The 13,923-nt window shown below is 69.3% G+C and carries 9 protein-coding genes; 1 reads left to right on the top strand and 8 read right to left on the bottom strand.

The window, feature by feature from the left end; all coding sequences use genetic code 11:
• Positions 1–18: 18 nt before the first annotated feature.
• The 8 genes from ACFZBU_RS28630 to ACFZBU_RS28595 form a co-directional block, all read right to left on the bottom strand.
• Complete coding sequence (locus tag ACFZBU_RS28630; RefSeq protein ID WP_391586545.1) at positions 19–1,992, bottom strand: cell wall-binding repeat-containing protein; 1,974 nt, start codon at positions 1,990–1,992, stop codon at positions 19–21.
• 352 nt (positions 1,993–2,344) lie between these two features.
• On the bottom strand, positions 2,345–4,306 hold the full coding sequence (locus ACFZBU_RS28625) for a cell wall-binding repeat-containing protein (protein WP_391586544.1): 1,962 nt from the start codon (positions 4,304–4,306) through the stop codon (positions 2,345–2,347).
• Between the two features lie 174 nt (positions 4,307–4,480).
• On the bottom strand, positions 4,481–6,394 hold the full coding sequence (locus ACFZBU_RS28620) for a cell wall-binding repeat-containing protein (protein WP_391586543.1): 1,914 nt from the start codon (positions 6,392–6,394) through the stop codon (positions 4,481–4,483).
• 359 nt (positions 6,395–6,753) lie between these two features.
• Positions 6,754–8,958, bottom strand: coding sequence for an MMPL family transporter (locus ACFZBU_RS28615; protein ID WP_391586542.1), 2,205 nt, complete (start codon positions 8,956–8,958; stop codon positions 6,754–6,756).
• A gap of 359 nt (positions 8,959–9,317) precedes the next feature.
• Entirely contained in the window at positions 9,318–10,406 is a 1,089-nt protein-coding gene (locus ACFZBU_RS28610) for an NAD(P)H-dependent flavin oxidoreductase (protein WP_391586541.1), read from the bottom strand.
• Positions 10,403–11,176: a CoA-transferase subunit beta gene (locus tag ACFZBU_RS28605; RefSeq protein WP_391586540.1), complete on the bottom strand. Its 774-nt coding sequence runs from the start codon at positions 11,174–11,176 to the stop codon at positions 10,403–10,405. The genes ACFZBU_RS28610 and ACFZBU_RS28605 overlap by 4 nt, the downstream gene beginning before the upstream one ends.
• The gene (locus ACFZBU_RS28600; RefSeq protein WP_391586539.1) at positions 11,173–12,042 is read right to left on the bottom strand and encodes a CoA transferase subunit A; all 870 of its coding nucleotides are present in this window, start codon (positions 12,040–12,042) and stop codon (positions 11,173–11,175) included. Before ACFZBU_RS28600 ends, ACFZBU_RS28605 begins: the two co-directional genes overlap by 4 nt.
• Positions 12,043–12,145: 103 nt before the next feature.
• The gene (locus tag ACFZBU_RS28595) at positions 12,146–12,904 is read right to left on the bottom strand and encodes an enoyl-CoA hydratase family protein (protein WP_391586538.1); all 759 of its coding nucleotides are present in this window, start codon (positions 12,902–12,904) and stop codon (positions 12,146–12,148) included.
• A gap of 215 nt (positions 12,905–13,119) precedes the next feature.
• On the opposite strand from ACFZBU_RS28595, the gene ACFZBU_RS28590 reads away from it, so the two are divergent.
• Positions 13,120–13,923, top strand: a complete 804-nt coding sequence (locus ACFZBU_RS28590) for an SDR family oxidoreductase (protein ID WP_391586537.1) — start codon at positions 13,120–13,122, stop codon at positions 13,921–13,923.

Raw genomic sequence — 13,923 nt, 5'->3', positions numbered from 1 at the left:
TACGTGGGTCGGCCCGGATCAGGGCAGTGCCACCCGCAAGTCGCCGTTCGGGGAATCCACATACTGGTAGAGGTCGTACGTACCGACGGTCTGTCCCGCGGAGCGCCCGACGTGTTCGTTGACCACATCGGTCCCGCCGACCACGACAAGGCGGTCGAGGCCGGTCCCCTTGCGGGCGATCAGGTAGTCGAGGGTGGCCACCGGCAGCGAAGTCGCGTTTGCCAGCAGCAGTGGTCCGTGGCCGGCGATCAGGGCGCCGCCGGTCAGGGCGTCCTGCCAGGTCGCCATGGTCGCCAACGCGGCGGCCTTGGGCCGGGCGAAGGAATGCTCGGCAAGCAGCCTGGCGGTGTCGGGCGCGGTACGACCGTCCGCCGTCGCGTCGATCCGGATCGACGCCGAGTTCAACGCGACCACGGCCGGACCGCCCACGGCGGTGACCTTGGTCTTGGTCCGGTCCAGGCTCCTCAGGTAGTTCGCGGTCGCAGCCGGCAGCGTGTCGCCCCACGAGAACACGACCGTCGCGCCCGGCGTCGAACCGGCCGCGGCGCCGGCGGCGAGGGCGTCGTAATACTCGGCCGCGGTGGCGACGAACACCTCCTTCGGCGCCATCGTCAGCTCCTTCGCGATCGCAACACCCGTCTCCGCGACCGTGTTGCCCGCAAGGCGCTTCGGCGTCAGACCCAGCGCACGGATCTGCGTGTCCACCGCGGCGCTCACGACACCCTCGTCACCGAGCACGTACACCGTCGCACCCGGCGACAGAATCCGCGCCAACTCCGCCGACACCGCAGGCGCCAGACCCTCCTTCGGCGTGAGCAACATCGGGCCACCCTTGGCACCCGCCAGCCCCGCACCCGCAAGACCGTCATAGAACGCGTCCGAACGCGTCAACACCGCCACATTCGCCTTGCGCGCACCCGACGCCGAACCCGCCGCGTCGAACTTGAACCGCGACGTCGCCACACCCGTGGTGATCGCATTCGAGCCATACACCTGCGTGACGACCGCCGGCGATACGGGTACCGGCCGCCAAATCGGGTTCGCGCCCGAGCCCAGGTTGTTGATCTCGCCGGTGGCGACGTCGACCGTACCGACCAGACCCCCGGACGAGTCGCGGTAGGCGAGTGCGCGACCATCCGGCGACCAGTCCAGGCTGTCGGGCTGGTACCGCGTGGCGGGCACCGTGGTCCGCGTGCGCGAGGCCAGGTCGAACAGTTCGAAGCCGACCATGTGCCCGGGAGCCGGAACCGTGAGCGCGATCCGGGTGCCGTCGGGCGAGATGTCGGGCTGCTTCTGGCGCACCGGCACCGGCGACCCGTCGGCGGCCGGTTCGGTGACGGGGGTAACCGCGCCGGACTGCTCGTTGTAGAGCATCACAGCAGGATCGAGACTCGGGTCGCACTCGCCGCTTGCGCTTCTGGGCACCCTGGAGAACGCGTAGAGCCCCACCTTCGAGGCGGATATGTCGAAGTCGCAGAAGGCGCCCGAGTTAAAGAACAAGGGGCCGGGCGGACGGCCGGCGTCGACCGGTGCCTCGTACAGCCTCGCGCCGATCGATGCGTCCCGAAGGGTCATCAGGATTCGGGTTCCGCTGGAGGAGAACTCCGGTGCTTCGTATCGCATGGCCGCGCCACTGCCGAAGTCGACCGGATACGCGCCGTCCGGGCGCACCACTCGCACCCGACCGGACGCTCCACCGTCCCGAGGCTCCCCCGCCAGCAGGGTCATGTCCGGCGAGACGGCCTGAAGTGCGAAGTCGCGTACCGCGAGTTCGCTGCGCACCCCCGGACCAATCGGTCGGGTGGTGACGACCCGATTCGCCGTCCCGGTCCCGGAGGGATCGGTGTTCAGGTAGACCACATCCACGGGCGGCAACAGTGGTGCGTCGCCGGCGGACGCGGGCGCACCGACAAGTACCGCGCCCAGTACCAGCGCGGCCGACGTGCCGATCACGACACCGGCACGCGCGAAAAGACGTCTCGTGTTGGCCAAGATGCCCCATCCTCGGATCGGGGCGGGGGTTTCGGGCAGGCGCGGAACGCGGGCGCCCGACGGACGCCCACTCATCGGGCTCCGCACACGAACACCCTCGACCCCTTGCCCCGAGACCGCCCCGCCCCACCCCTCGGGAATGCCCCGCACGCAGGTTATCGCCGGGTGACGACACCCCGGACGTCCGCCTGCACCGGTGGGCGCCGGTCATGCCGGTCTCCGCGCGACAGCTCCTGACATGTCGTCATGAACAGGCGGAACAAAGATGCCGGCGGCAGGCGAAATGTGGCCGGCCATCCCCGACAAAGTGTCGGGGATGGCCGGCGCAACATATTGCCTCGGTGCCGAAGGGTCAGCCGAGGGAGACCTTGACGTCGCCGTTCGGGGAGTCGACGAAGTCGTAGAGGCCGTACGGACCCGTCAGCGACGCAGCCTGCCCGGCAACCGCATTGTCGAGCACATCGGAGCCACCGACGACCACGACCCGGTCCAGCGAATCCGCCTCGGCGGTGAGGTAGTTCGCCGAGCCCTGCGGCAGGGTGGTCTGCGTCGCGAGCAGCAACGGGCCCTTGCCCGCGATCAACGCGCCGCCGGTGAGGGCGTCCTGCCAGGTGGCCATGGTCGTCAACGCGGCGGCCTTCGGGTGCGTGAACGCGTGCTCCGCAAGCAACTTCGCCGTGTCCGGCGCGGTACGACCGTCCGCCGTCGCGTCGATCCGAATCGACGCCGAACCCAACGCCGCCACGGCCGGCCCGCCCACGGCGGTGACCTTGGTCTTCGTACGGTCCAGGCCGCTGAGGTAGGATGCGCTCGCGGCGGGCAGCGTGTTGCCCCACGAGAACACGACCGTGGCATCCGGCGTCGAACCCGCAGTCGCGCCCGCCGCAAGAGCGTCGTAATACTCCGCCGCAGTGGCGACGAACACCTCCTTCGGCGCCGACGTCAACTCGTTCGCAATCGCGACACCCGTCTCGGCGACCGTGTTGCCCGCGAGCCGCTTCGGCGTCAGACCCAGCGCACGGATCTGCGTGTCCACCGCGGCGCTCACGACACCCTCGTCACCGAGCACGTAGACCGTCGCACCCGGCGACAGAATCCGCGCCAACTCCGCCGACACCGCAGGCGCCAGACCCTCCTTCGGCGTGAGCAACATCGGGCCACCCTTGGCACCCGCCAAACCCGCACCCGCAAGACCGTCATAGAACGCGTCCGAACGCGTCAACACCGCCACATTCGCCTTACGCGCACCCGACGCCGAACCCGCCGCGTCGAACTTGAACCGCGACGTCGCCACACCCGTGGTGATCGCATTCGAGCCATACACCCGAACACCCACCGACGGCGTCACCTTTCCGGGCTTGAAGACCGAATCGGTGGAATGTGCGCGCACTACTGTCTGCACGCCCGTTTTGGCGTCGGCGGTGAAAGTGTCCCGATACGTCCAGTAGCTTACGTCGTACAGGAATTTCGTTCCGTCGGCGGACCAGCGCAGTCGCGAGATCGGCCCACTGATTCCTCCCTTGTACACGTCCTTCCAGGTTCGCGCGGCGAGGTCGAACGTGCAGACGTAGCCACCGGCCAGGTTCGTCAAGGCCAGTGTCGTGCCATCGGGCGAGATGGCGAGGTTGGCGACATCGTCGTCCCGCGCTTCGAGTGTTTTGGGCGCGCGTTCCACCGTGCCGGTGCGCTCGTCCCACAACATCGCGTGCCGCCACATCGAGCAGGTGCCGTCCGGCATGAGGTCCGCGCGGGTGAACGCGTGCAGGCCGACCGCCGAGAACGACAGATCCCGATCGCAGGTGCCTTCCGGCCCGGGGAAGAGGGGCCGGGGTGGGGTACCGCCGTCGGACGGGCCCACCACGATGCTCGAATGTCCGCCGTCGGCCGTCGGCGTCAGATTCATGTAGATCTTCGTGCCGTCGGGGGAGAACGCGGCTCTGCCGTATGCCCCATCGGCGGGCGTGAATTCGATCGGAGCCGAGCCGTCGAGGCCCATCGACCGCACCGTACGCGGACTCTGTGTTCCGTCGATGACGGAGCCGACGACGCGACGCCCGTCCGGCGACGCGTCCGTCATGTGGATGCCCAGGACACCGAACGAGGCCAAAATCTGCCCCGTTTGGGGCTGCACAAGGTGGGTGACCCCGTGGCGGTCCGAAAGGTCCGCGCGGTCCGTGACGTAGACCGCATCGACCGGATCCCCCGGCGCCGCGTGCGCGGAAGGTGCGATCCCCACCCCGATCCCGGCGGCGAGCATCACGGTGGCGGCCACCGATGCGGCCGCACGGGCTTTGTATCGCGCGTGAACGTGCAAGGTTCTCTCCGTCTCGATTGATCTCTGCGGCAAAACAGCACTCCGACGGCGGCAATGTCGCCAGGACAGCGGTATCGGGTCTCGCCGGAAGGGCAAGTGCCGGTCGAACACGACCGGCTGCCCCCGACAAAGCGTCGGGGGCAGCCGGAGCAGCATCGGGCATGAATCCGAGGGTCAGCCGATGGAGACCTTGACGTCGCCGTTCGGGGAGTCGACGAAGTCGTGGAAGCCCTGCGGGCCGGTCAGCGAAGCGGCCTGAGCGGCGACGGTGTCGTCGAGGACATCCGAGCCACCGACCACCACGACGCGGTCCAGCGAAGCGGCCTCGGCCGTGAGGTAGTTCGCCGAACCCTGCGGCAGGGTGGTCTGCGTCGCGAGCAGCAACGGGCCCTTGCCCGCGATCAACGCGCCGCCGGTGAGGGCGTCCTGCCAGGTCGCCATGGTCGCCAACGCAGCGGCCTTGGGGTGGGCGAACGCGTGCTCGGCAAGGAGCTTGGCGGTGTCGGGCGCGGTACGACCGTCCGCCGTCGCATCGATCCGGATCGAGGCCGAGTTCAACGCGACCACGGCCGGGCCACCGACCGCAGTGACCTTGGTCTTGCTCCGGTCCAGGCCATTCAGGTAGTTCGCGGTCGCGGCGGGAAGCGTGTTGCCCCACGAGAACACGACCGTCGCGTCGGGGGTCGAACCCGCAGCGGCACCCGCAGCCAACGCGTCGTAGTACTCGGCCGCGGTGGCGACGAACACCTCCTTCGGCGCCGACGTCAACTCGTTCGCGATCGCGACCCCGGTCTCGGCGACCGTGTTGCCCGCGAGGCGCTTCGGCGTCAGACCCAGCGCACGGATCTGCGTGTCCACCGCGGCGCTCACGACACCCTCGTCACCGAGGACGTAGACCGTCGCACCCGGCGACAGAATCCGCGCCAACTCCGCCGACACCGCAGGTGCCAGGCCCTCCTTCGGCGTGAGCAACATCGGGCCGCCCTTGGCACCCGCCAAACCCGCACCCGCAAGACCGTCATAGAACGCGTCCGAACGCGTCAACACCGCCACATTCGCCTTACGCGCACCCGACGCCGACGAAGCCGCGTCGAACTTGAACCGCGACGTCGCCACACCCGTGGTGATCGCATTCGAGCCATACACCCGAACACCCACCGACGGCGTCACGGTCCGGTTCGCCCAGATCGGCACGGTCTGGCCGTCCCCGAGGGAGTTGACCTGGCCGGTCACCAGGTCGAGGCGCTTGCTCGTGTTGAAAACGCCGAAGGCGAGGTAGCGGCCGTCGGGCGACCACCGCGCCGCCCACATGTCGGAGCCCTCGTAAAGGGCCTTGCTGCGCTTGGTGGCGAGGTCCAGGACACGCAGCTCGGCGCGCTCGTCGCCGGCCAACATCCGCATGTAGACCAGGCGCGTCCCGTCCGGCGAAATGCTCGGGAAGAAACCCCCGACGGGAACCTCCACGCCCGCGTCGTTCAACTCGACGGCGGGCTCGACCACACCCGTTTCCGGGGTGTAGAGCATGACCGACGACGCGCCGTCACAGCGGGTGCCGATCGGAGCCGTCCGGGTGAAGGCGTACCGACCTGTGGACGTGGACAGGAAACGGTCACACGAGACCGCCTGCGCCGGCAGCAGCGGCTGCGCGGTCGCGTCCCGATCCGCGGGAGCCACCAACAGGCGGGACTGGTTCCCATGATCGTCAGGAACATCGCCGTCCAGGTACAGCTTCGAACCATCAGGTGAGAAGACCGGGTCCCCGCCGGAAAGATCACCAGGAATCACGATGTTCGTGGGCTTGGTCCCGTCGACATCGACCGTGCGAATCCGACGATCGTTGACACCGCTGGAACGACCGGCGAGCCGCTTGCCGTCCTTGGACACCGCATCGACGGCGTCGATCCCGTTCGGCGTGAACGGAGCCGTCCCGGCACCGTCCGCTCGGACCACGCTGAAGCCGTCGACCCACCCTCGGGTGTAGATCAACTCCACCGGATCACCGGGCGCAGCGGGCGTCGCCCTGTCCGCGTGTGCCGCCGGCGCAACGAGCACCGTCGCCGTGAGCACGAGCGTGGCCGTGGTGCACACGACACCGACGGCCCTGAAAGAAGCTTGTTTCAAGGTCAAAGCAGCCATCTTTCGCAAAGAGAATTGCCGGCCGGCAACGAGCCCGATCACGTCCCCCAACGGATCACAGCAGACCCGGTGCCACACACATCAGCACAACGGGCCGACATCGACGCCCCCCAACCGGCCGGACCGGCGCGCCGAGCGTAGCGCCCACATCTCAGCCGCGACAGTACGTTTCCGCGAACCCCGACGGAACATCAACACCGTTGCCGGACAGATCGGTTCGAGTTCCGCACGGCGAAACGCCCGAAGGGCGCGGCCACCGGTGTGGTGGTCGCGCCCTTCGGGGTTCGCGGGGGGGAAGTGGGGGCCGGGGGTCAGAGTTGGCGCTGGTAGATGTGCGGCTCGTAGTCGGTCGTGGAGTGCTGCGGGGCCGCGTGTTGCGGGGCGTGGATGCGGGGGATGCGGCTGGGCCACCAGTTGGCCCTGCCCAGGAGCGTCATCAGCGAGGGCAGGATCACGATGCGGACCACGATCGCGTCGATCAGGACCGCGGCGGCCAGGCCGATGCCCATCTGCTTCATGTCCAGCATGCTCAGCGTGCCGAAGACCACGAACACCGAGACCATCACGAGGGCCGCGCTGGTGATCACGCCGGCCGAGCCGGTGATGCCCTTCTCGACCGCGGCCTTGGTGGACATCCCCTGCATGGCCGCCTCGCGGATCCGGCTGACCACGAAGACGTGGTAGTCCATCGAGAGGCCGAACAGGACCACGAACAGGAACAGCGGCAGCCAGGAGATGATCGCGCCGCTGGAGTGGAAGTCCAGGATGCCCTCGGCCCAGGTGTGCTGGAAAACCACGACCAGGAAGCCGAAGGAGGCCAGCGCGGAGAGCAGGTTGATCGCGATCGCGGTGAGCGCGACCACCACCGAGCGGAAGGTCACGGACATCATCACGAAGGTCAGCAGCAGCACGAAGGCGATCACCAGGGGCAGCTTGTCCTGCACGTGGTCGGCGAAGTCCTTGTTCTCGGCCGTCTCACCGGAGACCGCGAACTCCGCGCCCGCCACCTTGCCGACGGTGTTCGGCAGCACGCTCTCGCGCAGTTGCTTCAGCGCCGTCTTGGCCTCCGTCGAGCTGGAGATGTGCGGCGTGATGACGTCGGCCTTGAACGCGCGCCCGTCCGCGGAGACCAGCACCTCGACCGGGTCCTGGGCGAACAGCGGGTTGTTCCGGGTCTGTGCGACCGCCCTGTCCAGCGCGGCGCGGGTCTCCTTCTCCTTGCCGACCGGGGCCAGCGCGACCAGGTTGTACGGGCTGTGCTTGCTCGGGTAGGCGTCGGTCATCCGGTCGTAGGTCTGCATCGTGGCCATCGAGCGCGGGAAGTCGTCGCTGGAGGTGTTCTGCAGCTTCATTCCGAAGGCCGGCAGGGCCAGCGCGACCAGGGCGGCCACCGACACCGCGAGGGTGATCCCGGGGTGGTTCAGCGCGGGGCGCAGCAGCGCCTTCCACACGCGCGGCTCGCGGTCCTCGCGGGCGGTCAGCCGCCACAGGAGCGGGATCCGCGGCCGGTCGATCTTGTTGCCCAGCTTGGCCAGCAGCGCCGGCAGCACGGTGAGCGAGCCGATCATGGCGACCGCGACCACGATGATGCCGCCGGTGGCCAGGCTGGAGAAGACCGCGTCGTCGGCGATGTACATGCCGGCCATCGAGACGGCCACCGCGATCGCGGAGACCACCACGGCGTGCCCGGAGGTGGCGGCGGCGATCTCGATCGCGTCGATCCGGCCGCGGCCCTTGGCCCGCTCCTCCCGCTCGCGCTTGACGTAGAAGAGCGAGTAGTCGACGCCGACCGCCATGCCCATCATGGTGATCACGCTGGAGACGGTGCCCGAGTCCGGGAAGACGGCGGAGGCGAGGCCGTACAGACCGATCGAGGCACCGACGGCGGAGATGGCCAGCAGCACCGGCACGGCGGCGGCGATCATCGCGCCGAACGCGACCATCAGGATGATCAACGTGACCGGCAGGCTGAACAGTTCGGCCTGGCCCAGGTCCTTGCCGATCTGGTCCTGGATGCCCTTGCCGATCGACGCGTCACCGATCTCCTCGACCCGCAGGTCGGGGTGCGCCTTCTGGACGCTCGCCGTGGCCTTCAGCAACGGGTCGATGTGGTCCTGGGCCTTTTCGGCCGATCCCTTCATGGTGAGCGGGACCAGCAGCGCCCGGCCGTTCGTGGCCGGGATCGGCGCGGCGACGTCGGCCACCTCGGGCAGCGCCCGCAACTTCGCGGTGACCTCGGCGGCGACCCGGTCCGCCACGGCCCGGTCCAGCGTGCCGTTCTTCGCGGTGATCAGCACGTTCTCGCTCGCCGCGCCGTCGAGACCGTACTGCCGGGAGATCTCGTCGGCCCGGCCGGACTGGCCGTTGCCCATGTCCGCTGCGGTGGTCTTCTCGGTGCCCGCCATTCCCCCGACGACCAGGCAGATGGCGACGAAGGCGATCCACATGATGATCGCCCGCCACGGGTGGGTGGCACTCCATCGTGCGACGCGAACGGTCGCCGGCTGCTTGGCCATTGTCAGGTCCCCTCGTGTTCCACTGTGTCCCGCTGACAGTTCGAGTCTGTCGGCGCGGCGGTCGCGGAACACTGCGTCGAACCCCCGATCCGGGGTGGGTCCAGACCCACCCTCGGGTGGGCGCGGACGCCGCGCAGAGGCAGCGCGGACGCGGCACCAAAGCGACACGTACGCAGCACGTACGCGCCTCGAAGCGGCACGGACGCGGTACGTACACGGCACAAAAGCAGCACGTACGCGGCACGGCGGCAGCACCGACCTCGCGCAGGCGGCACGACGGCAGCCCGGACACACCGCGAACGCGACGCCGGCACCACCCGAATAGGGCGATGCCGGCGTTCGCGTGCGGTGCGGAGCGGTCAGACCCGGGCGGACTCCAGGTCGTAGAGGATCGCGTCGGCCTGCTCGGTGATCCGGGTGATCAGCTCGGCGCACGAGGGCAGGTCCTCGATCACGCCGACCACCTGGCCGGAGGCCATCACGCCCAGGTCCGGACGCCCGTCCACCATCGCGGCCTTGAGCAACATCGGGGTGTTCGCCGCCATCAGCACCTGCGGCCAGCTCAGTCCCTGCGACTTCTTCATCGCCAGGCCCTCGCGCACCATGTCGGTGAGCCTGGTTCCGCTGAGCTTTTGGAACTTCAACGCGTTGGCGATCGAGCGCGGATAGCGGGCGAGCACCGAGCGCTGTTCGAGCCGCTTGACGAAGTCGGTGGCCAGCACCCGGTGCGGGACGCCGTCGACCTCCTTGGACACGATCGTGCCGTTGACGTCGGTGGCCAGGTAGACGTCCTTGACCGCCTGGCCCACCGGGCTGTCCGAGGTGAGCAGGAAGCGGGTGCCCATCGCGATCGCGTCCGCGCCGTACGCCAGCGCGGCGACCAGGCCGCGCCCGTCGAAGAAGCCGCCGGCCGCGATCACCGTGACGTCGCTGCCCCGCAGCACGTCGGTCACCTGCGGCAGCAGCAGCGTGGTCGGGATCGAGCCGGTGTGCCCGCCGCCCTCGCCGCCCTGCACGATCACGCCGTCGACGCCCCACTCGGCGACCTTCTGCGCGTGCCGCTTGGCGCCGATCGAGGGCACCACCAGCATGCCCAGGTCGTGCGCGCGCTTGATCAGGTCCTTCTTCGGCGCCTGCGCGAACGAGGCGACCTTGATGCCCTCGCGGCCCATCAGGTCGATGCGCTCGGCCGCGTCCGGCGCGTCCGCGCGCAGGTTGACCGCGAACGCCTTGGTGGTGCTCTTCTTCACCGCCGCGATCGCCGCGACCAGTTCGTCGTAGGTCATCGTGGCCGAGGCCAGGATGCCCAGACCGCCGGCTTCGGCCGTGGCCGCGACCAGCCGGGGGTAGGACACGTAGCCCATCCCGGTCTGCACGATCGGGTACCGCACACCGAACTTCTCGGTGAACCCGTTGCGCAGCGCCGGGTGCAGCCCGCCGGCGCTCACGCCGGCACCTCGCGCAGCCGCATGCCGCGCGGGTCGAGCACGTCCCGCACGATCCGCAGTTCCTCGTCCGTGGGCACCCGCGACGTGGGCACCTCGGCCGGGATCACCAGCTCGAAGCCGGTCGCCTCGACGACCTCCTCGACGGTGACGCCCGGGTGTACCGAGCGCAGCCGCATGACCTTCGCCTCGGTCTCGAAGTCGAGCACGCACAGGTTGGTGACGACCCGTCGGACCTCGTGGAAGCGCCCGGCCGAGCCCACCGCGGCGGCCCGGTCGTACCCGACGCAGGAGACCATGTCCACCTTCGGCGTGAGCACGCGCGCCGAGTGCTTGGGGATCCAGTAGCTGGTGGTGTGGTTGATCGTGTTGCCCGGACCGCCGCGCGAACCGAGCACCTGGCGCTTGGGCCTGGCCCAGTCGCCGATCGCGGAGATGTTGGCGTTGCCGTGCGCGTCGATCTGCACCGGGCCCATCATCACGTGCCGCCGGCCCGAGGCGAGCACGTCCAGCACCTGGCGGTAGGGAATCCAGCCGACCACGGCGAACTCGTCGGGCCTGGCGCCCAGTCGGGCGTCGCCCTCGAAGAAGTACGACTCGCCGTTGGAGAGCATCAGGTCCGGCTCGAACGTCGCGCGGGCCAGCCGGGCGCCGATCGTGGGCACGGCGCCCATCGGGCTGCCGATGATCTCGCCGTCGCCGCGGAAGCAGTCCGCGACGGCGGCGACACACACGTCGGCGCGGGTGGCCTCGGTCAGGGTCTCGGTGCTCACTTGGCCGTCTCCTTCTTGAACTCCTCGACGGCGGCCTGGTACGCCGCCTCGCTCTCGACCGCGAGGAAGCGCTGCTCGAACGCGGCCCACGCCTCGGGGTCGGCGGCGGCGGTGACGTACGCCTTCTGGAACGCCTCGTCCCGGCCGTACTCCGGCGGGCACTCGGTGAAGTGCGCGCCGTTCGGGGCCTCGACCACGCCGTGTGTCATGTAGCGGTGCACGGTCAGCGTGTGCACGCAGCCGGCCGCCTTGAGCAGTTCCTCGCTCGGCACGATGCGCTCGGCCGAGACGTACGCCTTCTCGGCCGCGAGGCAGAACAGGTCGTCCATGAACTGGTCCGGGCCGGTCAGCGCGGCGTTGCCGCGCTCGTCGGCGACGTTCGCGTGGATCAGCGCGACGTCCAGGTTCAGCGCCGGCATCGCGACCAACGTCTCTTCGCCGTACGGGGATTCGATCGTCTTCAGGTGCGGCGAGACCTTGAGGATGTCCGAGCCCAGACCCGCGCGGGTGGGCAGGAACGGCAGTCGCTGGGCGGCGGCGCGCAGGCCGGTGAGGAACATGCCCTCGTCGTACTCGACCGCCTCGACCAGGCCGTTCTCCCGCACGTACCGGAAGTTGGGCTCCAGCGGGATCGAGTCGAGCGACACGAACGCATAGACGAGCTTGCTCGCCTTGCCGGCCCGGGCCAGCAGCCCGACGTCGGGGCCGCCGTAGGACACGACGGTCAGGTCCTTGAGGTCGGATCGCAGGATGGCCCGGACCAGGGCCATCGGCTTGCGCCGCGAACCCCACCCGCCGATGCCGACGGTCATCCCGTCGGAGAGCTGTGCGACGACCTGATCGGGCGTCATGCGCTTGTCAGCCATGGATGGTTGCTCCGTCTCTACTTCGAGGTGTCCGCTTCGCGACCCTCGGTACTGTGCCCGCCCGGGGGACGACCCCCGGACCCCCGGCAAGGGGCGGTGCCGCTCACTTGGAGGTGTCCGCTTCGCGACCCTCGGTGAAGGCGTCGCGCAGTTCGTCCGAGACGCCGGTCAGGTTCAGTTCGAACGTGAAGCCCTGCTCGTAGCGGTACGAGCGCTTGACGTCGACCGGGTCGATGCCGTTCAGCGACGCCTTCGCGGCGCGGATGACGGTCGGGCTCTTCGCGGCGATGGCGCGAGCCACCTCGAACGCGGTCTCGACCAGCTTGTCCCGGTCCACCAGCTTGTAGATCGAGCCGTACGCGTGGAGTTCGGCCGCGGGGGCGTTCTCCGACGTGTAGACCATCTGTCGCATCCGGTGCTGCGGGACCAGTCGGGCCAGGTGGGTGGCCGCGCCGAGGGCGCCGCGGTCGACCTCGGGCAGGCCGAAGAACGCGTCGTGCGACGCGACGATGATGTCCGCGTTGCCGACCAGACCGATCCCGCCGCCGACGCAGAACCCGTGCACCGCCGCGATGACCGGCACCTCGCAGTCGTACACCGCGGCGAACGCGTCGAAGCAGCCCTTGTTGGCCGCGACCAGTGCGTCGAAGCCCTCGGTGTTCGACATTTCCTTGATGTCCACGCCGGCGTTGAAGCCGCGGCCCTCGGCCCGGAGCACCACGGCCCGGACCTGCGAGTCACGGCTCGCGTCGCGGAGTCGGTCCGCGAGCTCGAACCAGCCGGCGACGGTGAGCGCGTTGACGGGGGGTGCGTCCAGCACCACCTCGGCAATGCCCTCACGCACCTCGTAACGGATAGCCATGGCAACCAGATCCATTCGGCCGCGTGCGTCGGATCGGCCGGTGACGTCCCATGTACCGGCGGGTGCGGCCGACGCGGCCGTCCGGTCGTGAGAGGCACATCACCACCCGATCTGACTGATCGTCAGATTTCTGCCACCATAGTTGACCCCGAGCGACCCACGCCAGACGAAGCGAGCGTGGCGCCCACGACACCGCAGCCCGTCAGGAGCAGGCCATGACGTCCTCCCCCAACCCGCTCGACATGAGTGGACGCGTCGTTCTCGTCACCGGTGGCGGCAAGGGGATCGGACGGGGCATCAGCGAGCGCTTCCTGACGGCCGGCGCCGACGTGGTGGTGTGTTCGCGCCGCGAGCCGGAGACACTGCCCACAGCAGCCGGCCGCACCGCGGTGTACACCCCCGCGGACGTGCGCGACCCCGACACCGCCTTCACCGCCGTGGAGTTCGTCGAGGAACGCTTCGGTCGACTGGACGTGCTGGTCAACAACGCGGGCGGCGCGCCCCAGACCGACGCGGCCACCGCGTCACCCCGGTTCTCCAAGGCGATCATCGAGCTGAACCTGCTCGGCCCGCTGTATTTCGCGCAGGCCGCCCACCGCTTGATGCACCGTCAGGAAACCGGTGGGGTGATCGTGAACATCTCCAGCGTGAGCGGCGTGCGTCCCTCGCCCGGCACCGCGGCCTACGGCGCGGCCAAGGCCGGGATGAACTCGCTCACTCGCTCGCTGGCCGTCGAGTGGGCGCCGAAGATCCGACTCAACTCTGTGATCGTGGGCCTGGTCCGGACCGAACAGGCGCACCTGCACTACGGGGACGAGGCGGGCGTGCAGCGTGTGGCGGACACGATTCCGCTCGGCCGGCTCGCGGACCCCTCCGACGTCGCGGACGTGTGTCTGTTCCTCGCCTCGCCGATGTCACGGTACGTCAGCGGAGCGGAACTACTCATGCACGGCGGCGGGGAAATGCCCGCTTTCCTCCGTGCGGCGGACAGCGAGACCGATCATGCGCCCGTAAACTGA

The organism is Embleya sp. NPDC008237 (assembly GCF_042956465.1).
Taxonomy (GTDB): Bacteria; Actinomycetota; Actinomycetes; order Streptomycetales; family Streptomycetaceae; genus Embleya.
Note: the sequence above shows the minus strand (reverse complement) of the source record. Positions and strands in the feature narration are given on the sequence as shown.